The organism is Microbacterium aurantiacum (assembly GCF_031625015.1).
Classification (GTDB): domain Bacteria; phylum Actinomycetota; class Actinomycetes; order Actinomycetales; family Microbacteriaceae; genus Microbacterium; species Microbacterium aurantiacum.
In genome coordinates this window covers 1,501,671-1,520,292 of record NZ_JAHWXH010000001.1, presented here as the reverse complement: position 1 = coordinate 1,520,292, position 18,622 = coordinate 1,501,671, and the positions used below count along the sequence as shown (strand labels likewise).

Below are 18,622 nucleotides of genomic sequence, written 5' to 3'. Positions count from 1 at the left end.
GAGACGGGGAGCGGGTCACTCGCCGGCGGCGAAGACCTCCGAGGCGATGCGGAAGGCGGTGTTCGCCGCCGGGACGCCGCAGTAGATCGCGGACTGGAGGATGACCTCCTGGATCTCCTCCATGCTCAGCCCGTTCCGCCGCGCTGCGCGCAGGTGCATCGCGAGCTCTTCATGGTGCCCGAGGGCGATGAGCGCGGTGAGCACCGCGACCGACCGCGCGCGGCGGTCCAGTCCCGGGCGCGACCAGATGTCACCCCAGGCGTACCGGGTGATGAGGTCCTGGAAGTCGGCGGTGAGGGGCGTGGTGGCCGCGATCGCGCGGTCGACGTGGGCGTCGGAGAGCACCTCGCGACGCACCCCCATGCCCTGCGCGTGGCGCTGTGCGTCGGTGAGGCCGTCGCCGCCCGGTCGCGTCGTCCCGGTCATCGCTGCTCCTCGTCTCGCCCGTGGTCGTCGCGGCCGCGGTCACGACCGCCGGAAGCGGAGGTCGGCCCGAAGAACTCCGCCAACGCCGCCGCCGTCGCACCGGGATCCTCCGCGGGCGGGAGGTGCGCGACCCCCGCGAGGCGCGAGATGCGTCCGTGGGCGACCCCGTCGCCGATCTCGCGCGCCTTCGCCTCGGGGGCGACGGCGTCGTGCTCGCCCCACAGCGCCAGGACCGGCATCCGGAGATCCGACAGGCGCGCGCGCACATCGAAGTCGGCGAGCGCCTCGCAGCACCGCGCGTAACTCTCGGCGTCGGCGTCGCGGAGCGCATGCAGGAGGCGCCCGGAGAGCTCGGGGCGGCGCTCGATCGATCCCGGCGCGAACCAGCGCTGCGCCGACGGGACGATGAGGACCGACGTCGACTGCGCGCGGACGGTCGCTGCGCGCTCGTGCCAGGCCTCGGGATCGCCGAGCTGTGCGCCCGAGGCGACGATCGCGAGCCGGTCGACGAGCTCCGGATGCCGGAGGCCGAGCTCGAGGCCCACCGCACCCCCGAGCGACACTCCGGCGTAGGAGACGGGGCCGTCGGCGAGCGCCCGCACTCCCTCGGCGACGGCGTCGGCGAGGTCGGCGACGGAGAAGGGCGCGTCGGCCGGCGCGGAGGCGCCGTGTCCGGGAAGGTCCCACGCCACGACGCGGTTCCGCGCGGCGAGCGCGGGGACGACGTCCTCCCAGAGGATCGTGGAGGTGCCGAGCGAGGGTCCGAGAACGACCAGCGGCGCCCCGGCGGGGCCCACGGGGGCGGTCAACGACAGGGTCGGGACGGTCATGCGTCCTCCTCGCGGGGAGCGGCGATGCGGCGGTCGGCGTGCAGGGCGCGGTCCACCAGGGCATCGGCGAGTCCGGTGTAGCCCGCCGGGTCGAGCAGGGTGCCGGCGTCGAGGTCGAGATCGTGCCGGACGATGAGCCCTCGGACCAGATCGGCGAGGTCCTCCCCCGCGCCTGCGCGGGCGACCAGCTCGGCGACTTCCTCGCGTCCGACGCGCGGGCCGAGGACCAGGGAGAGACGTTCGGCGAGCACGAGCCCCCCGGTGTCGTCCAGGTGCGCCGCCGCGGCCACCGCGTCGACCCGGAGATGGGCGGTGAGGGAGGCGGCGTGCCATGCGGCACCGAGCGCGAGTCGCAGGAGCTCCCGGAGCGTCGGCCACTCGGCGTGCCACGCACCGTCGGGCCGCTCGTCCACCGCGAGCGCGGAGGCGAGGTGGAGCGTCGCGCCGAGCTGCGGCGCGCGCAGGGCGGCGGAGCGGATGAGCACGGCCTCGGCGGGATTCTGCTTCTGCGGCATCGCGGAGGACCCGCCGGCGATGCCCTCGGCGACCTCGCCGATCTCGGTGCGGCTGAGGGTCGCGACATCCGCGGCGAGCTTGCCGAGCGCATCGACGGCCTGGACGAGCACGTCGCCGATCTCGGTCACGGGATGACGCAGCACGTGCCAGGGCCCGTCGGGGGCATCCAGCCCGGCATGCTCCGCGAACGATGCGACGAGTTGCTCCGCCTGTGCCGGCGAACCGGCGACCTCCACGAAGGAGGCGAGGGTCCCGCCGGCGCCGGAGAGCTGCGCGGGGAACTCCAGGGCGTCCAGCCGAGCGGCCGCGCGGCGCAGACCCCGCTGCCAGTTCACCGCCCGCAGGGCGAAGGTCGTGGGGACGGCGTGCTGCGTGAGCGTGCGCGCGACGACGACGTCATCGCGGTGTCGCTCGGCGAGCTGCAGCAGCCACTCCTGCGCGTTGCGGACGGAACGCGACACCTGCTCGACGGCGCGCTTGGCGACGATCATGATCGCCGAGTCCCAGATGTCCTGACTCGTCGCGCCCCGGTGGACCCACTCCCGCGCGTCCGCGGGCACACGCGCCTTCATCACCCCGACCAGCGGAATGACCGGATTGCCTCCGGCCACGGCATCCGTGGCGAGTGCCGCCGCGTCGATGCCCGAGGACGGACGGATGCCGCGATCCGCGCGGAACTCCTCCCGGATCGCAGCGACGGCCTCGGCGGGCGCGAGACCGATCGTGCCGTACGCCTCGACGAGCGCCACCTCGGCGGAGACGAGTGCATCGAGGAAGAGCCGGTCGGAGACGAGGTCGTCGTGGCCGGCGGTGACCGGCGAGAGCAGTCCCAGATCGAATCCGGGGACGTCAGAAGGCAAGGAAGACGGTCTCCTTCTCGCCCTGCAGCCGGATGTCGAAGTGGAGTCCGCCGTCGGGCGTGCGCGTTGCGATGAGACTATCGCGCTCCTCTGGGGTCAACGAGGACAGGAACGGGTCGGCGGCGAGGAGCTCGGGCGAGTCCGGGAGGTAGATGCGCGTGTGCAGCTTGTTCGGCAGGCCCCGCGCGTAGACGATCGCGGCGATGAAGGGGGCCTTGCCCTCCTGGGCGCCGGGGTTCCGCGTCCAGAACTCCCAGTGCCCGTCGTCGGTGGTGAAGGTGCGCCCGAAGCCGGTGAAGGTGTGGTCGTCGCGCCGGAACGCCCCCCGCGCCCGCGGCACGGAGCCGTCGGTGTCGGCGGAGAAGATCTCGATGAACGCGTCGGGGATCGCCTGGCCGTTCCCGTCGGTGACGGTGCCGCGCAGCACGATCGACCCCGGGGAGTGCGGGAAGACGACCTGGTTCATCTTCGGGTACTCCACGCCGTAGGCGAAGAAGGGCCCGACGGTCTGCCCGGGGGTCGGGGCGAGGCGTTCGCGGGTCTCGGGCTGCTCGCTCATCAGTGGTCTCCCTCGTTCTCGAACCACGTCGCGTCGGGACCGTCCACGACGATGTCGAACCGGAACCCCATGGAGAACTCCGGGACGGTGAGGTCGTGGTCGTAGACGCCCACCAGGCGATCGCGGTCCTTCTGGGTGCGGATGGTGTTGTAGATCGGGTCGAGCGCGAACAGGGGGTCGCCGGGGAAGTACATCTGGGTGACGATCCGCTGCGTGAACGCCGATCCGAACACCGAGAAGTGGATGTGGGCGGGCCGCCACGCGTTGACGTGGTTCTTCCACGGGTAGGCGCCGGGCTTGATCGTGGTGAAGTGGTACGCGCCGGCGTCGTCGGTGACGATGCGTCCGGCACCGGTGAAGTTCGGGTCCAGCGGCGCGGGGTGCTGGTCGCGCTGGTGGATGTAGCGTCCGGCGGCGTTGGCCTGCCAGATCTCCACGAGCTGGTTGCGCACCGGGCGTCCCCACGAGTCGCGCACCGTGCCGCTGACGGTGATGCGCTCTCCCTGCGGCTCGCCGGTGTGCTGCAGGGTGAGGTCGGACTCGATCGCGGCGACGTCGCGCTGCCCGAACGCCGGCGAGAACAGCTCGATCGTCTCGGGGTCGACCAGCTTCGGGTTCTTCGTCGGATGCCGCAGGATGCTGGACCGGTACGGCGGGAAGTCGTAGAGGGTGGCGGGGACGTCCTCCCCCGCCGCCACCCGGCGCTCCGCCGCGGCGTGCGCGTCGATGATCTCCTGCGTGATGGCAGCCTGGCTCACCTGGTCCGGCGACGCCAGCAGCGTCTCCGGCGCGGCCGCGGACGGGGTCTCGGTCATGGATGTCTCCCTCGACATGACGATCGGGCACTCCATCGTGCGGCGGGACCGCGCGCACGATGGAGGCATTCCCATCTAATGGGAATGAAGATCGCCCTCAGCCGCGGAAGGCCGGGATTCCCGTGATCCGCTCCCCCAGGATCAGCGTGTGGACCTCGTCGGTGCCCTCGTACGTGCGGACGGACTCGAGGTTGTTCGCGTGGCGCAGCGGCGAATACTCCAGGGTGACGCCGTTCCCGCCGAGGACCGTGCGCGCGTCGCGGGCGATCTCGATCGCCGCGCGGGTGTTGTTGAGCTTCGCCACCGAGATCATGTGGTGCTCCAGCCGCCCGGCATCCTTCAGTCGTCCGAGCCGGAGGGCGAGGAGCTGCGCCTTCTGGATCTCCAGAGCCCACTCGACGATCTTCCGCTGCGTGAGCTGGAACGACGCGATCGGGCGATCGAACTGGCGGCGCGCGAGGGCGTAGGCGAGCGCCTGCTCGGCGGAATCCCGCGCCGCACCGACCGCCCCCCACGCGATGCCGTACCGTGCCTCGTTGAGGCACGAGAAAGGGCCGCGGAGCCCGCGTACCTCGAGCATCGCATCGGCGGGGACCCGCACCCCCTCGAGCGTGACGTCGCACTGGATGGACGCGCGCATCGACAGCTTCGCCGGAATGGGGACGGCCGTGAAGCCGGGGGTGTCCGTCGGGACGAGGAATCCGCGCACGCCGTCCTCCGCCCGCGCCCAGACGACGGCGACGTCGGCGATGGACGCGAGCCCGATCCAGCGCTTGGAGCCGTCGATGACCCAGCCGTCGCCGTCGCGACGCGCGGTCGTGGCCATCCCGCCCGGGTCGGACCCGGCGTCCGGTTCGGTGAGACCGAAGCATCCGATGATCTCCCCCGCCGCCATGCCGGGAAGCCACCGCTGCTTCTGCGCCTCGGTGCCGTGCTTCGCGATGGCCGACATCGCCAGCGACCCCTGGACCGACACGAAGGTGCGGATGCCGGAGTCCCCGGCCTCGAGCTCGGCCATCGCCAGGCCGTACTCCACCGCCGAGCGCCCCGCGCAGCCGTAGCCGTGCAGGTGCATCCCGAGGAGCCCGAGCTCGGCCATCTCGGGGATCAGCTCGCGGGGGAAGTGCGCCCGGTCGTACCAGTCCGCGATATGCGGGCGGATGCGGCGGTCGACGAAGTCCCGCACGCGGTCCCTGCCCGCCCGCTCCTCGTCGGTGAACTCCGACTCGATGTCCATGAGGTCCAGGGCACGGCGGAGGTCCGCCGCGGATGTGTCGGTCATGTCGCGCCTCCGCTTCGAGTGTGCACCACCACGCCCGCAGACGGGCGAGCAAGATGGATCCCATGATCGATCCCGCCGAGCTCGCCCGCGCGTTCGACCGACCGACGCACGGTCCGCTCGCGGGCGTCGTCGTGGCGGACTTCAGCCGCGTCCTCGCGGGCCCCTACGCGACCATGCTGCTGGCCGACATGGGGGCGCTGGTGGTGAAGGTCGAGTCGCCCGGCGGCGACGACACCCGCCGGTGGCGACCTCCGGTCCGGGGCGACGAGAGCACGTACTTCCTCTCGGTCAACCGCAACAAGTTCGCCCTCAGCCTGGACTTCGCGGATGCCGGCGACCTCGCGATCGCCCATCGGATCGTCGCGCGCGCCGATGTGATGGTCGAGAACTTCCGTCCTGGCGCGCTCGCACGGTTCGGCCTGGACGCCGCGAGCGTGCGGGCGCGGCATCCGTCGCTGATCGTCGCCTCGCTCACCGGGTTCGGCTCCGGCGCCGGTGCCGCCCTCCCCGGCTACGACCTCCTCGCCCAGGCGGCGTCGGGTCTCATGAGCGTCACCGGAGATCCGGACGGACCGCCGACGAAGGTCGGTGTCGCCGTCGTCGACGTGCTCGCCGGCCTCCATGCCGCTGTCGGCATACTCGGCGCCCTGCACGCACGGGAGCGCGAGGGAGAAGGCCAGCGCGTCGAGGTGGACCTGCTGACCTCCGCGTTGTCGGGCCTGGTGAACCAGGCGTCGGCGGTGCTCGCCGCGGGCGCGAGCCCCGGCCCGCTCGGCAACGCGCACCCGAGCCTTGCACCCTACGAGCCCTTCGCCACGGCGGACGGCACCCTCGTCATCGCGGTGGGCAACGATCGGCAGTTCGCGCAGCTGTGCGAGGCGCTGGAGACCCCCGATCTCGTCGAGGATGCCCGGTTCGCGACGATGCCCGCGCGCAACGCGCACCGCGAGATCCTGCACACCCTCCTCACCGAGGCGCTGCGGGCGCGACCCGCGGCGGAGTGGTCGGCCCGACTGCGGGATGCAGGCGTGCCCTGCGGACCGCTCAACGACATCGCCGGAGGCATCCGGATGGCCGATGAGCTCGGGCTCGACCCGGTGGTCACCGCGGGCCCGGCGGAGAGCGGCGTCCCCACCGTCCGGCATCCGATCCGCTGGTCGAGCGGCGACCTCGACTACTCGAAAGCTCCCCCGGAGCGCGACGCCGACCGCGACCGGATCCTGCGCTGGCTGGCGGCGGACCCCGGCTGACTCCTCCCGGGGGCGCGGGTCAGGAGGCGTCGAACAGCCCCGACGACCCCATCACACGCTCGGGGTCGATGCGGATCACGACCCGCTTCGGATTCACCCGCGGCGGCCGGTAGCGCTCGGTGTAGAGCTCCTCGGCGCGCCGCACGGCAGCGGGATCGCGCTCGATCACCGCGCGTCCGGCGATGCTCAGCCACTGCGGCCCCGACACCTGCGCGACCGTCGCCCGGCCGTCGCGCTCGACGTTGCGGACCTTCTGCGTCCCGTCGCCGGTGATGATCCGCACGACCCCGTCGGCCACCGTGAACCCGACGGCGACCGCGTGGATGAGTGCGGTCGGGCCGATGGTCGACAGGGTGGCCAGGTGGCGGTCGGAGACGAAACGTCGCCCGTCCTCGGTCAGATCCGCAAGCGTGGACACCCGTTCATTCGATCACACCGCGGAGCCCCCGGGGCGCGGCGGCAGGTGCGGGATCGGCTTGGGTTTGCCGTCGTGGCCGGCGTGGCCTGCGAGCGCGGCGGACGCGGGTGCGGACACCCCCACCCCCGCCGACCCGGACGCCGCGCTCCGGGACGCACGGAGGAAGCGGCGCCCGCTCACGCGGTCAGGATCGACCCGGACCACCTCGTTCTTCACCCACGACCCCGCCGAGCGCAGACCCCGGACTCCGGATGCCTCGACCTCGGCATCCGTGTCGAGGATGCGCGCGCGACCCCGGACGACCACGCTCCACACGTCTCCGTGATTCTCCCGATCGATCTCGAAGGCGACCGGCCGCCCCGCGGCGAACGCATCGAGCTTCGCGCCCGGCGCGGTGCGGAGGAACAGCGCGTCGGCGCCGGCGACGTAGTTGACCGGGAAGAGGTCGGGCGAGCCGTCGGGCTCGACGACGGCGATCCGGCCCAGATGGCCGATGCGCAACAGACGCCAGCACTCGGCGACCTCGAGCACTTCCATTTCGGGTGATGGCGCGTGCATACCGACCTCCTATGAACGTCCGGAGATCCAGTCAACGCCGGTGGGGCCGTCCGTTCAAGGCCCTTCGTCCCACGCCCACCGGACGAGGAACGGATCAGACGAGGATCTCCTCCCCCGGCCGATGCACGCGGAACCAGTGCCAGCCGAACGGGGCCACATCGATCTCGACCACGGCGTCGTCCGCGCGATGCACGCCCGCGCCGAAGAGGTCGCTGAGGACCGTGCCCTCCGGCTCGTCGCCGACGTCGATGCGCGCCACGCACGGCACGTCGTCGAAGTTGTGGACCGCGATGAGGTGGCCGAGGTCGCTGCGCACCCCGTGGACGAGGAGGGCGTCGTTCTCCTGCGCGAGGATGCGCAGCTCGCCCCACCCGATCTCGGGGCTCGTGCGGTAGCGCGAGGTGAGGTGACGCACGAACTGCAGCAGCGAGTCGGGGTCGTTCCGCTGGGCGGCGGCGTTGACGAAACGCGGCGCGTAGCCGTCCTCGGGGAACTGGCCCGGCCACTTCGAGGGCGCCGCGGTGGAGAAGCCGCCCTTCGTCTCCGCGGTCCACTGCATGGGGGTGCGGACGGCGAGGCGATCCGTGACGCGCGCGTCTTCGGCCATCCCGATCTCCTCGCCGTAGAAGAGCACGGGGGCTCCGGGCAAGGAGAACATGAGGCTGTAGACCATCCGGATGCGACGCGGGTCGCCGTCGAGCATCGTCGGCAGACGCTTGACGATCCCGCGGTCGTAGATGCGCTGGCTCTCGTCGGGCGCGAACGCGGCGAAGACCTCCTCCCGCTCCTCGTCGCTGAGCTTGTCGAGGGTGAGCTCGTCGTGGTTGCGGACGAAGTTCGCCCAGCCCGCCTCGATCGGCAGATCCGGCCGCGCCTCGAGCGCCGTGCGGAGCGGCGTCGTGTCGCGCCGGGCGAGCGAGAGGTAGAGGGCCTGCATCCCCACGAAGTCGAACTGCAGGTCGAGCTCGCCACCCTCAGGACCGCCGAAGTACTCCAGCTGCTCGTCGTAGGGCAGGTTGACCTCGCCCAGCAGCATCGACTCGCTGCTGCGCCGCCGGAGGAAGCGCTTCAGGTCGCGGAGGAACGCGTGCGGGTCGCCCATGTCCTCACCCTCGGGCGGTTCGATGAGGAAGGGCACGGCATCCACGCGGAAACCCGAGATGCCCAGCTTCACCCAGAAGCCGATGACCTTCGCGATCTCGTCGCGGACCTTCGGGTTGGCGATGTTCAAATCGGGCTGGTGCCGGTAGAACGTGTGCAGGAAGTACTGCTCGGTCTTCTCGTCGTACTCCCAGATCGAATCTTCCTCGCCCGGGAAGATCATGTTCGGTGCATCGGCGGGAGCCTCATCGGTCCAGACGTAGAAGTCGCGGTAGGGCGAGGTGCGGCTGCGCCGGGCCGAGACGAACCACGGATGTCGGTCGGACGTGTGGTTGACCACGAGGTCGACGATCACTCGGATGCCGCGATCCCGCGCCATCCGGATGACCTCCACGAGGTCGCCGTGGGTGCCCAGCCGAGGGTCGATGCCGTAGAAGTCGCTGACGTCGTACCCGTCGTCGCGGTCGGGTGTCGGGTAGATCGGCATCAGCCACAGGCACGAGATGCCGAGGTCGGCGAGGTAGTCGATGCGTTCCGCGAGGCCCTCGAGGTCGCCGATGCCGTCGCCGTTGGCGTCGAGGTAGGTCTCGACGTCGAGGCAGTAGTAGATCGCCGACTTCCACCAGAGGTCGGCGGTGTCCGCGGGCTTCATGCGATCGCTCGCAGGGCCGGGAGGAGCTCGCGGCCGGCGCGCTCGATGAACGAGCGCTGGTCCGGGCCGACCTCGTGGAGGTAGACGCGGTCGAAGCCGACCGAGACGAGATCGGCGATCCGGGCGGCGAGCTCGTCGGCGTCGTCAGAGATCAGGACGCTCTCGCGGAGTTCCTCGTCGGTGACGTCCGAGGCCGCGGCATCGAACTCCTCCGGAGTGGAGATGTCCCACAGCCGCGTCGGCGGAAGGGCGCCGTGACGCCACTGATCGCGCACGGTACGCATGCCAGCGTCGAGATCATCGGTCAGGCAGACGTGCACCTGGAGGGCGGCGGGACCGCGGCCCCCGGCATCCCGGTAGCCGGTAAGCACCCGCTCGAGCGTCTCCCGCGGCTGGGCGACGGTGGCGAGGCCGTCCGCCCAGGGGGCCACGCGGACGGCGGTTTCGACGCTGACCGCGGCGGCGAACAGCGGCGGGGGTGTCTCCGGGAGCGTCCACAGGCGCGCTTCGTGCACGCGCACACGGCCGTCGTGCGTCACCTTCTCGCCGGCGAGGAGTCGGGCGATGACGGACTGCGCTTCGTCCAGGCGCCGGTCGCGTTCGGGCTTCTCCGGCCATCCGTCGCCGGTCACGTGCTCGTTGAGCGCCTCACCGCTGCCGAGCGCCGTCCAGAACCGCCCCGGGAACATCTCCTCCAGCGTCGCGATCGCCTGCGCCGAGACGACCGGGTGCATGCGCTGCACGGGCGACGAGACCGACCCGATCGAGAACGAGGTGCGCGCGAGTGCCGCCCCCAGCCAGCTCCACGAGAACCCGGACTCACCCTGGCGCACGCCCCACGGGGCGAGGTGGTCCGAGCACATCGCGGCGTCGAAACCGGCCTGCTCCGCGAGGGCGACCCACTCGAGGAGGGCGCTCGGCGGGAACTGCTCGTGCGAGGCGTGATAGCCGATGACATCCATTCCCCCACCCTCGCGCCCGAACGCCCGAGCGGCGGAGGCTTGCGGCCGGTCTGCGCTTCGGCTAGGCAGACGGCGACGGATGCCGCACCAGGCGCGGGACGACGGCGACGAGGACGACCATCGCGACGAGCTCGACGAGCGTCTGGGTGACCACCACGAGCGGCGTCAGCGCGAAGCCGGCCGGGAGCGCGAGCGCGAGCGGCAGGACGACGAGGGAGTTCCGCGTCACCCCGCTGAAGACCACCGCCCGCCGCTCGGGGACGGCGAGGCCCGCGACGCGGGCGGCGACGATGCCGAGCGGAACCATCACCGCCGTGAACGCGAGGTACACCGGGACGACGGCGAGGAGCGCACCGGCCCGACCGGCCACATCGGCGATCTGCGAGGCCACCACCACCGCGAGGGTCAGCATCATCAGCGGGACCATCGCGGTGATTGCGGCATCCTGGATCCTCGCGATGACGCGGACGCGACGGGCACCCAGCTGCACGAGGACCGCCGCCCCCAGGGGCAGGGCGATGAGCAGGAGGAAGGCCTCGACGAACGGTCGGAGATCGAACGCGCCGACGATCGTGGGGCCCGCCATGAGGAGCAGATACAGCGGCAGGAGGAGGATCTGCACCACCATCAGCAGCGGCGTCGCCGCGAGGAGCTTGTCGCGCGCACCGCCGGCGAGACCGGCGAAGACGATGACGTAGTCGACGCACGGCGTCAGCAGCACCAGCAGGACCCCGACGAGCACCGCCTCCTCGGCGGCGACCACGCGGCTGAGGGCGAAGACGACCAGCGGCACCACGAGGAAGTTGACGGCGAGCACCGTGGCGGCGAAGCGCGTGTCGCGCAGCGCCGTCCCGAGCGTCCGGAACGGCACGCCGAGGAACGTGGCGAAGAGGAGGAGGGCGATGACCGGGGTGATCGCCGGTGCGACGACGGGAGCGGTCGCCGGGGCGAGGATGCCGACGGCGGCTCCCCCGGCGATCGCCGCGAGGCACAGCGCCACCTGGTGGCGTTCGAGCGTCGCGGCGACGGGGGTCACCGCTCCATCATGGCCCGGGTGGAGCGTCCTTCACGCCGCGGGGAGCTCCAGCAGGTGCCCGGTCCGGTCGCGCTTGGCCTCCAGGTACCGGGCGTTGGACGCGGTGACGTGGACGCCGGTGCGGACGACATCGACCACGTCGATCCCGAGCGCCGAGAGCTGCGCGGCCTTGTCGGGGTTGTTCGTCAGGAGACGGATGCCGTCGACCCCGACCGCGCGCAGCATCTGGGCGGCGGCGGTGTAGTCGCGTTCGTCTTCGCCGTGGCCGAGCGCGGTGTTCGCGTCGTAGGTGTCGAGGCCGGCATCCTGCAGCGCGTAGGCGTCGAGCTTCGCGTACAGGCCGATCCCGCGGCCCTCCTGGCGGAGGTAGAGGAGCAGGCCGCCCGCGTCGTTCAGGCGCTCGGCGGCCTCGCGCAGCTGAGGTCCGCAGTCGCACCGCTCCGAGCCGAAGACGTCTCCGGTGAGGCACTCGCTGTGCATGCGGATGAGGACGTCCGCGCCGGGGGTCACCTCGCCGTCGTCATTCACCGCGTCGCCGAAGGCGAGGAGGAGGTGCTCGGCGCCGTCGACCAAGCCGGTGAAGGTGAGCACCCGCGCGGGAGCGGTGTACCCGTCGGAGAACCGCAGCGGGATGGTCACCGCAGTGCGCACCTGCGCCTCGGTCAGCGGGGTGATCTCGGCCGGGTGGACATCGGCGGGGCGGGCCTGTGACATGGGGGCTCCCTCGTTCGGTGACCGCGATGCGGCGTTCGTGCGACCGCGATGCGGGAGTGCAAGCCGGTCGTCTCGCTGATTATTCCGGCGCGCGCAGGGGGTCGGATGCAGTTCCGCCGGATTTCGCCGCGGGCCGAACTCCTCTGATGCGGCCCCGGTTGGCCCCTGCGGGCCCGGATTCGGCCGTTTCCGGCCGGGATCGAGGAGTTCGGTACGCAGCGCCAGCGGCGCGGGAGGCGGGTCAGCCGGCGGGGAAGAGCTCGGCCTCGGTCTTGGCGTACTGCCGCTGCAGCCACACACCGAACTTCGGCTTGGCCAGGCACGCCTGCGCCGACGCGCACGAGACGACCGAATCCTGCGCCGCGTACACCCGGAACGCGTCCACCTTGCGCGCCAGCAGGTCGCCGGAGAGGTTCGCCGGCAGGTCCTGGGTGCGGTAGCCGACCGCGTAGCTGACACGGTCGGCGGGGAAGCCGATCGCCTGCCACGCGGCGCGGGTGACCGTGCCGGTCGCCGAGTGGTCGGGGTGGTCGCCGCCGGCCCACTCGGTGCCCTGCGGCACATGGGTGTACAGCTGATCGACGCGGTAGGCGACGATCAGCTCCGACAGCGACGAGGTCAGCGCGTCGAGGGTCAGCGGGGTCCCGCCGTCGATGGGCGCGAGCGACGCGAGCGCCCCCGAGACCAGGGCCGGCAGCGTGACGAACCCGGTCGCGCGGAATCCGCCGCCGTTCAGCGCTCCGTCGGGGAGGCGCAGGAACACCACGGTGATGTCCGGATCATCCTCCGGCGACCACTGACTGATCTCGACGCCCGAGTTCAGCGTCACGCGGTGCTCGGCCCAGAACCCCTGCGCGCCCCGCATGGTGTTGTACGCGCGCAGGATGCCGAGCTCACGGCCCTTGGCGTAGTGCTCGCCGCGCCCGGCATCCGACCCGGTGAGGAACACGGTCCGCACGCACCGCCCGGCGTCGAACGCCTCGAGGAGACGCGGATTCATGAACAGCAGATCGTCGTCGTAGTGCGCCCACACCGACATCGTCACGCCCGTGTCGCACGGGGTGTCGGCGGGCGAGACGGGCGGCGGGGCCGGCTCCGGCTCGGGTGCGACGGGCTCGGCGACGGGGGTCTCAGTGGTGTCGGGAACGGGGAGCGTGGCCGCCGGCGACGGCGTCTCCGGCGGCGACGAGGCCGTCGGGGTACCGGACACGCCGGACGCCCCGGCGGAGGTGCTCACACCGAGACGGTCGGTCGAGGTCACCAGGAACCCGGCGAGTGCCGCGCCGCCCGCACTGCTGAGCCCGACCACCGCGGCGATCGTCAGAACCGCCACCACGGCATTCCGTGCCCGTCCACGCGCCCTCGGGCGCGCACGACGCCCTTGTTCGCGCGCGTCCATCGCGCGCCGATCCCCCACGTGACCGTCCCCCAGTCCTGTCTGCGCCGGATCACCCCCGTGCCCGCGCGCGCCTGATTATGACACGAACGACGCGCAGGGGCTCACATCGACGCGGTGGATCCCCCCGGGCGGCGGACATGCGAGGCTGATCCCATGCGTATCGCCCTCACCGGATCCAGCGGAAAACTCGGCACCGTCGTCGCTCGCGAGCTGCGCGCCGCGGGCCACGATGTCATCGGGATGGATGTCGCGGGGACCCGCGCCCCCGGCTTCCTCCAGGTCGACCTCACCGACTACGGCCAGGTCGTCGACGCGTTCGCCGGGCTCGGCGATCGTGGGGACGGCGTGGACGCGGTCGTCCACCTCGGGGCGATCCCCGCGCCGGGCCTGCGGAGCGAGGTCGCGACGTTCCACAACAACATGACCGCCACGTTCAACGTGTTCTGGGCTGCGGTGCGGCTCGGCATCCGTCGCATCGTGTACGCGTCGAGCGAGACGGTCCTCGGCCTGCCCTTCGACGTCCCCCCGCCCTACGTCCCAGTGGACGAGGAGTACGCGCCGCGGCCGGAGAGCGTCTACTCGCTCGTGAAGACGCTCGAGGAGCGGATGGCCGACGAGCTCGTCCGCTGGCACCCCGACCTGTCCATCACGGCCCTGCGCTTCTCGAACGTCATGGTCCCCGAGGACTACGCCGCCTTCCCGTCCTTCGACGCGGATGCCGGCATCCGGAAGTGGAACCTCTGGGGCTACATCGACGCGCGCGACGGCGCACAGGCGGTCGAGCGGGCGCTCACGTCGGCGCCGGTGGGCTTCGACACGTTCATCATCGCGGCGGCGGACACCGTCATGACCCGCCCGAACGGCGAGCTGCTGGACGAGGTCTTCCCCGGCGTCCCGCGCCGGGGCGAGGTGGGGACGAACGAGACCCTGCTCTCGATCGACAAGGCGCGTCGCCTGCTGGGCTACGCTCCGCAGCACTCATGGCGCGACGAGGTCTAGGACTCCCAGCGCACCGCCGAGCCACGTGAGGGCTTCGCGACGGAACGCGACGGATGCCGGGGCCTCGGGGAAGAGCGTGTCGAACCCGTGCGGAGCCCCGGGCACGACGCGGAGCTGAGCATCCACCCCTGCGGCGCGCAGGCGCCGGGCGTAGGCGGCGTCCTCGTCGTGGAAGAGGTCGATGTCGCCGACGCCGATCCACGCCGGAGGGAGTTCCGCGAGGTCTCCGCGCTGGGCGGGGACGGCGTACGGCGGGGGGCACGCGAGGGCCTCGCCGAGGTAGGACCCCCAGCCGAACCGGTTGGAGGTGTTGTTCCAGACGGGGTGGGCGACGGCGTCGAGGGTGCGGTCTGCGGCCGTCCGCGCGTCCAGCATGGGTGCGATCAGCAGCTGTGCGGCCGGCGCGATCCCGCCTTCGTCGCGGAGTCGCTGCGTGAGGGCCGCGGCGAGCCCGCCGCCCGCGCTCACGCCACCGAGGGCGATGCGCGACGGGTCGAGGTCGCGGGCCCGTGCCGTGGCGACGGTGCGCATCCAGACCGCGTGCACGTCATCGAGCGCGGCGGGGAACGGATGCCGGGGGGCGAGCCGGTAGCCGGCCGAGACGACGGTGATCCGCAGGGTCGCCGCGACGAGCGCGCAGAACCGGTCGTCCTGGCGGGGCGACCCGGTGACGAGCCCGCCCCCGTGGATCCACACGAGGGCCGCGGACGACCGCCGCGTGTGCGGACGGTAGAGCCGGTACTGCACGCCGGCCTCGCGCACCGCACGGACCGACACCGTCCGCGCGAGAGCCGGCGGCACCCGGCTGGGCACATGGCCGAGGAGCCAGCGGACCGGCCGCTTGCGCACATCGAGTGCGCGCGCCGTGGCGACGCCGTGGAAGGAGGGGTCTATCCGCGCGTCGTCCACGGTCCGGGCGAGCCCGGGCCGCCTAGGCGCGACGGTGGACGGCGACCACCGGGCAGTCGAAGGGGTCGCGGGCGGCGAGGCCGACGCGGTTGAGGTAGTCGATCACGATCGCGTACGAGCGCAGCAGCGTCGTCTCGGTGTACGGCACGTCGAGGGTGCGGCACTGCTCGATGACGATCTCGCGGGCCTTGGAGAGGTGCGGGCGCGGCATGTTCGGGAACAGGTGGTGCTCGATCTGGTAGTTGAGTCCGCCCATGAGCCATGTGGCCCACCAGCCGCCGGCGATGTTCCGGGAGGTGCGCACCTGCTTGGAGAAGAAGTCGAGCTTCGCGTCGGGGGCGATCACGGCCATGCCCTTGTGGTTCGGAGCGAAGGAGGCTCCCATGTACACGCCGAAGACCGCGAGCTGCACGCCCAGGAAGGCGAAGGCCATGCCGAGCGGGAGGAGGAAGAAGATCGGCACCACGAAGACGGCGAAGCGCAGGAGGAGGAGGCTGATCTCGGCCGCGCGGTTCTTGACCGGTCCGCGCCCGAAGACGTGGCCGAACGCGATGGCGTGGAGGTTCAGGCCCTCGAGCGTCAGGAGGGGGAAGAACAGCCATCCCTGGCGGCGGGTGATCGCCCGGCGGAGACCCCGCGCGGACGCGGCATCCTCGTCGAGGAAGGAGATCGTGTCGATCTCGATGTCGGGGTCTTTGCCGACGCGGTTCGGGTTGGCGTGGTGGCGCGTGTGCTTCGTGGTCCACCACGAGTAGCTCATGCCGACGATGCCGTTGCCGAGGAGACGGGCGAGTCGGTCGTTCGCGGGCCCGGAAGAGAGGATCTGCTTGTGCGCGGCTTCGTGCGAGAGGAACGCCACCTGCGTGTACAGGATGCCGAGCGCGGCGGCGATGAGCAGCGTGAACCAGCTGTCCCCGAGGAGGAGGAGACCGGCGACGCAGGCGGCGAAGCCGAGGGCGACGAGGCTGCCGGTGAGGGCGTAGAACCAGGGGGTGCGGCGCAGGAGGCCGCTTTCGCGCACGACCTGCGACACGTCGGTGAACGCGCGGGTCAGCTGCGGGAAGTCTTCGGTGCGGGAGTACGTCTGACGAACAGGTCCGAGCTTGGGCTCGAGGACGGTGGCGACGATGAGAGCACCTGCTCTTTCGATCGGGACCCGGGGGCCGGAAGCCAAAGGCGGGTGCCGATCGCTGTGTGGCCCACTGTATGCCGGGTGCTATACGCGACCCGGCATACAGTGGACCGCCGACCGGAGGTCATCCGGTCGGCGGGGAGGATCAGAGAGGCCGGATGTTCGCGGCCTGCATGCCCTTGGGCCCGCGCTCCGCGTCGAACTCGACCTTCTGGTCTTCGCGCAGCTCCTTGAAGCCGGACGTGGTGATCGCGCTGTAGTGCGCGAACAGGTCGGCGGAGCCGTCATCGGGAGCGATGAAGCCGTAGCCCTTTTCGGAGTTGAACCATTTCACGGTGCCAGTGGCCATCGTGTCTTTCCTTTTTCTTTTTGTGCAAGCCGCGTATGCGACCATGGACGCCGTTCCGACGGATCGGGACGGACGAGGTGGGATCCGAGACCGTCGAGCGAGCGACGTGATCCGGATGAGGACGGCGGTGATGCCGCGTGATGCGGCCCAGACTCCGCAGCTCCGCCGTGAGCGCAGAGGGTTCGGCGACGATGGAACCCCGAGAGCCGGGGTCGGCCCAGGCTAGCACGCCCGAGCCGTCCCGGCCGCATCCGGTTCCCATGCTCCCGCCGCGACGGGTTCCCGTCAGACGGCGCGGGCGTGAAGGATGACGGCGTTGCCCGGGGCGAGCAGCGGCATCGGCAGGACGCCGTCCGCGAGCATCGCGCCGCGGAGGACGACGCCGTCGGCGAGCCAGGGCGGCGGAGCGTCCTGCAGCACGCGGGGAGCCGCGCCGAGATCGAGCACCTCGACGCGGTACCTCGTCTCCGGCTCGAGCCCCGGCATCCGGGCGGGCGGCGGCAGCGCGGCATCCGTCGATCCGAGCAGCGCGTAGGAGAACAGCGCCTCCCGAGCGTCCGGGGCGATGACGCCGTGCTGGAGGACAGCGTCATCGACGTCGTCGACGCGGATGACGCGCCCCCCGTGCAGCAGCGCGCGGTGGCGGCGGTACACCTCGGTCCATGCCGTCAGCGCATCGAGATCAGCATCCGCGAGCCGGGAGATGTCCGACTCGATCCCGGCGTGCAGGAACAGCGCGGTCGCCAGGCGGAACGCCATCGTCGCGGTCCGCCCGGTCGTGTGCGCGCGTTCGTCGCCGACGTGCGAGCCGAGGAGCTCCGGCGGGATCAGGATGCCGGTCCAGCGCTGTATCCGCTGCCGCTCCAGCGGGTCGTTGGTGTCGCTCGTCCAGAAGCGGTCGGTGCGGCGCAGGATGCCGAGGTCGATGCGGGCGCCTCCCGATGCGCACGACTCGATCTCGACGCCGGGGTGTCATGGAGACCACCACGGAGCGGCGCCGTCGAGCCACCGTCAAAGACGTCGCCCTCGAGGCGGGGGTCTCGCGCGGCACCGTGAGCCGGGTGCTCAACGGCCAGCCGTACGTGTCCGACGAGGCCCGCGAGGCGATCGAGGCGGCGCTGTCGGAGGAGGACTACCAGCTGTCGTTCCTCATCGCCGACACGCCCCGCGACGTCGAGCGCCTCGCCCGCTACCTCAGCGGCGGCCTCATCGACGGGGTCATCATCGTCTCGGCGCGTGTCGGCGGCCCGATCACCCGCGCCGTGCGCGATCTGGGCCTGCCCGCCGCATTCGTCGGCCACCCCCGCGACATCGGGGACGCGCCCTACGTCGCGATCGACAACCGGGGTGCCGCCCGCGAGATCACCCGCCGGCTCGCCGACACCGGGCGCACGAAGATCGGGATGATCGCCGCCGCGCTCGACCGCGATTCGGGGGCCGACCGCCTCGCGGGATTCGTCGACGCCCTGGGCGCGGACTTCGACCCTCAGCGCGTGGAGAGCGTGCCGTTCTACTCCGTCGCCGACGGGCGGGAGGGCATGCGTCGACTCCTCGAGCGGATGCCGGACATCGACGGGGTCTTCGCCTCGAGCGACGCGGTCGCCGCGGGTGCCCTCGAGGCGCTCCGGGAGGCCGGGCGCCGCGTGCCGGAGGACGTCGGGATCGTCGGATTCGACGACAGCTCGTGGGCTCTGCGGTGCGATCCGCCGCTGTCGACGATCCACCAGCCCGCCGGGGAGCTGGGGCGCGCCGCGGCGAAGGCCGTGCTGGCCCAGCTGCGCGGCGAGCGCATCGAGACCCCGATCATGCTCGACTGCCCCGTCGTCTGGCGCGAATCCGCCTGAGGACCGCGCTC

General features: G+C 71.8%; 20 protein-coding genes. 3 read left to right on the top strand and 17 right to left on the bottom strand.

Annotation, left to right across the window (positions count from 1 at the left end):
• Positions 1 to 15: 15 nt before the first annotated feature.
• The 6 genes from pcaC to KZC50_RS07035 all read right to left on the bottom strand — a co-directional run bounded on the left by pcaC (position 16) and on the right by KZC50_RS07035 (position 5,288).
• Positions 16 to 426 (bottom strand): 4-carboxymuconolactone decarboxylase, encoded by a 411-nt coding sequence (pcaC, locus tag KZC50_RS07060; protein ID WP_301135536.1) that lies wholly within the window; start codon positions 424 to 426, stop codon positions 16 to 18.
• Positions 423 to 1,256, bottom strand: coding sequence for an alpha/beta fold hydrolase (locus KZC50_RS07055; protein WP_310891166.1), 834 nt, complete (start codon positions 1,254 to 1,256; stop codon positions 423 to 425). Before KZC50_RS07055 ends, pcaC begins: the two co-directional genes overlap by 4 nt.
• Entirely contained in the window at positions 1,253 to 2,632 is a 1,380-nt protein-coding gene (locus KZC50_RS07050) for a lyase family protein (RefSeq protein WP_310891165.1), read from the bottom strand. The genes KZC50_RS07055 and KZC50_RS07050 overlap by 4 nt, the downstream gene beginning before the upstream one ends.
• Positions 2,622 to 3,191: a protocatechuate 3,4-dioxygenase subunit alpha gene (gene pcaG, locus KZC50_RS07045; RefSeq protein ID WP_310891164.1), complete on the bottom strand. Its 570-nt coding sequence runs from the start codon at positions 3,189 to 3,191 to the stop codon at positions 2,622 to 2,624. The genes KZC50_RS07050 and pcaG overlap by 11 nt, the downstream gene beginning before the upstream one ends.
• On the bottom strand, positions 3,191 to 4,006 hold the full coding sequence (pcaH, locus tag KZC50_RS07040; protein ID WP_053548857.1) for a protocatechuate 3,4-dioxygenase subunit beta: 816 nt from the start codon (positions 4,004 to 4,006) through the stop codon (positions 3,191 to 3,193). The genes pcaG and pcaH overlap by 1 nt, the downstream gene beginning before the upstream one ends.
• A gap of 97 nt (positions 4,007 to 4,103) precedes the next feature.
• Entirely contained in the window at positions 4,104 to 5,288 is a 1,185-nt protein-coding gene (locus KZC50_RS07035; protein WP_310891163.1) for an acyl-CoA dehydrogenase family protein, read from the bottom strand.
• A 62-nt stretch (positions 5,289 to 5,350) separates the two neighbouring features.
• Between KZC50_RS07035 and KZC50_RS07030 the strand changes: the two genes are divergently transcribed.
• Positions 5,351 to 6,538, top strand: a complete 1,188-nt coding sequence (locus KZC50_RS07030; protein ID WP_310891162.1) for a CaiB/BaiF CoA transferase family protein — start codon at positions 5,351 to 5,353, stop codon at positions 6,536 to 6,538.
• Between the two features lie 19 nt (positions 6,539 to 6,557).
• On the opposite strand, the gene KZC50_RS07025 is transcribed toward KZC50_RS07030, so the two are convergent.
• From KZC50_RS07025 to KZC50_RS06995, 7 genes are all read right to left on the bottom strand, one after another.
• Entirely contained in the window at positions 6,558 to 6,956 is a 399-nt protein-coding gene (locus KZC50_RS07025) for a PPOX class F420-dependent oxidoreductase (RefSeq protein WP_310891161.1), read from the bottom strand.
• 12 nt (positions 6,957 to 6,968) lie between these two features.
• A complete protein-coding gene (locus KZC50_RS07020) occupies positions 6,969 to 7,514 on the bottom strand; it encodes a pyridoxamine 5'-phosphate oxidase family protein (RefSeq protein WP_310891160.1) in 546 nt (181 codons plus the stop codon).
• A gap of 94 nt (positions 7,515 to 7,608) precedes the next feature.
• Complete coding sequence (locus KZC50_RS07015; RefSeq protein WP_310891159.1) at positions 7,609 to 9,267, bottom strand: alpha-amylase family protein; 1,659 nt, start codon at positions 9,265 to 9,267, stop codon at positions 7,609 to 7,611.
• Positions 9,264 to 10,229: a TIGR03885 family FMN-dependent LLM class oxidoreductase gene (locus KZC50_RS07010; RefSeq protein ID WP_310891158.1), complete on the bottom strand. Its 966-nt coding sequence runs from the start codon at positions 10,227 to 10,229 to the stop codon at positions 9,264 to 9,266. Before KZC50_RS07010 ends, KZC50_RS07015 begins: the two co-directional genes overlap by 4 nt.
• Before the next feature lie 61 nt (positions 10,230 to 10,290).
• Complete coding sequence (locus KZC50_RS07005; protein ID WP_310891157.1) at positions 10,291 to 11,265, bottom strand: arsenic resistance protein; 975 nt, start codon at positions 11,263 to 11,265, stop codon at positions 10,291 to 10,293.
• A gap of 30 nt (positions 11,266 to 11,295) precedes the next feature.
• The gene (locus KZC50_RS07000) at positions 11,296 to 11,979 is read right to left on the bottom strand and encodes a GTP cyclohydrolase II (RefSeq protein ID WP_310891156.1); all 684 of its coding nucleotides are present in this window, start codon (positions 11,977 to 11,979) and stop codon (positions 11,296 to 11,298) included.
• Positions 11,980 to 12,220: 241 nt separating this feature from the next.
• Positions 12,221 to 13,312 carry a PIG-L deacetylase family protein gene (locus KZC50_RS06995; RefSeq protein ID WP_310891155.1) on the bottom strand — a complete coding sequence of 364 codons (1,092 nt, stop codon included), beginning with the start codon at positions 13,310 to 13,312 and terminating at the stop codon, positions 12,221 to 12,223.
• A 219-nt stretch (positions 13,313 to 13,531) separates the two neighbouring features.
• Between KZC50_RS06995 and KZC50_RS06990 the strand changes: the two genes are divergently transcribed.
• Positions 13,532 to 14,377, top strand: a complete 846-nt coding sequence (locus KZC50_RS06990) for an NAD-dependent epimerase/dehydratase family protein (RefSeq protein ID WP_310891154.1) — start codon at positions 13,532 to 13,534, stop codon at positions 14,375 to 14,377.
• On the opposite strand, the gene KZC50_RS06985 is transcribed toward KZC50_RS06990, so the two are convergent.
• The 4 genes from KZC50_RS06985 to KZC50_RS06970 form a co-directional block, all read right to left on the bottom strand.
• A complete protein-coding gene (locus KZC50_RS06985; RefSeq protein ID WP_236967306.1) occupies positions 14,357 to 15,286 on the bottom strand; it encodes an alpha/beta hydrolase in 930 nt (309 codons plus the stop codon). The two genes, KZC50_RS06990 and KZC50_RS06985, sit on opposite strands and share 21 nt — an antisense overlap.
• Positions 15,287 to 15,308: 22 nt before the next feature.
• Positions 15,309 to 16,436 carry a fatty acid desaturase family protein gene (locus tag KZC50_RS06980; protein ID WP_301135513.1) on the bottom strand — a complete coding sequence of 376 codons (1,128 nt, stop codon included), beginning with the start codon at positions 16,434 to 16,436 and terminating at the stop codon, positions 15,309 to 15,311.
• Between the two features lie 127 nt (positions 16,437 to 16,563).
• Positions 16,564 to 16,767 (bottom strand): cold-shock protein, encoded by a 204-nt coding sequence (locus KZC50_RS06975; protein WP_053548991.1) that lies wholly within the window; start codon positions 16,765 to 16,767, stop codon positions 16,564 to 16,566.
• Between the two features lie 285 nt (positions 16,768 to 17,052).
• Positions 17,053 to 17,679, bottom strand: coding sequence for an alpha-galactosidase (locus KZC50_RS06970; protein ID WP_375294587.1), 627 nt, complete (start codon positions 17,677 to 17,679; stop codon positions 17,053 to 17,055).
• Between the two features lie 62 nt (positions 17,680 to 17,741).
• Here KZC50_RS06970 and KZC50_RS06965 point away from each other — a divergent pair, with 62 nt between their 5' ends.
• Positions 17,742 to 18,611: a LacI family DNA-binding transcriptional regulator gene (locus tag KZC50_RS06965; RefSeq protein ID WP_310891153.1), complete on the top strand. Its 870-nt coding sequence runs from the start codon at positions 17,742 to 17,744 to the stop codon at positions 18,609 to 18,611.
• The last annotated feature ends 11 nt before the right edge of the window (positions 18,612 to 18,622 follow it).

Bases quoted from the DNA above. Each gene is read 5' to 3' on its own strand.
- pcaC (WP_301135536.1), bottom strand. From the start codon at position 426: ATGACCGGGACGACGCGACCGGGCGGCGACGGCCTCACCGACGCACAG.
- KZC50_RS07055 (WP_310891166.1), bottom strand. From the start codon at position 1,256: ATGACCGTCCCGACCCTGTCGTTGACCGCCCCCGTGGGCCCCGCCGGG.
- pcaG (WP_310891164.1), bottom strand. From the start codon at position 3,191: ATGAGCGAGCAGCCCGAGACCCGCGAACGCCTCGCCCCGACCCCCGGG.
- pcaH (WP_053548857.1), bottom strand. From the start codon at position 4,006: ATGACCGAGACCCCGTCCGCGGCCGCGCCGGAGACGCTGCTGGCGTCG.
- KZC50_RS07035 (WP_310891163.1), bottom strand. From the start codon at position 5,288: ATGACCGACACATCCGCGGCGGACCTCCGCCGTGCCCTGGACCTCATG.
- KZC50_RS07030 (WP_310891162.1), top strand. From the start codon at position 5,351: ATGATCGATCCCGCCGAGCTCGCCCGCGCGTTCGACCGACCGACGCAC.
- KZC50_RS07020 (WP_310891160.1), bottom strand. From the start codon at position 7,514: ATGCACGCGCCATCACCCGAAATGGAAGTGCTCGAGGTCGCCGAGTGC.
- KZC50_RS07015 (WP_310891159.1), bottom strand. From the start codon at position 9,267: ATGAAGCCCGCGGACACCGCCGACCTCTGGTGGAAGTCGGCGATCTAC.
- KZC50_RS07010 (WP_310891158.1), bottom strand. From the start codon at position 10,229: ATGGATGTCATCGGCTATCACGCCTCGCACGAGCAGTTCCCGCCGAGC.
- KZC50_RS07000 (WP_310891156.1), bottom strand. From the start codon at position 11,979: ATGTCACAGGCCCGCCCCGCCGATGTCCACCCGGCCGAGATCACCCCG.
- KZC50_RS06990 (WP_310891154.1), top strand. From the start codon at position 13,532: ATGCGTATCGCCCTCACCGGATCCAGCGGAAAACTCGGCACCGTCGTC.
- KZC50_RS06975 (WP_053548991.1), bottom strand. From the start codon at position 16,767: ATGGCCACTGGCACCGTGAAATGGTTCAACTCCGAAAAGGGCTACGGC.
- KZC50_RS06965 (WP_310891153.1), top strand. From the start codon at position 17,742: ATGGAGACCACCACGGAGCGGCGCCGTCGAGCCACCGTCAAAGACGTC.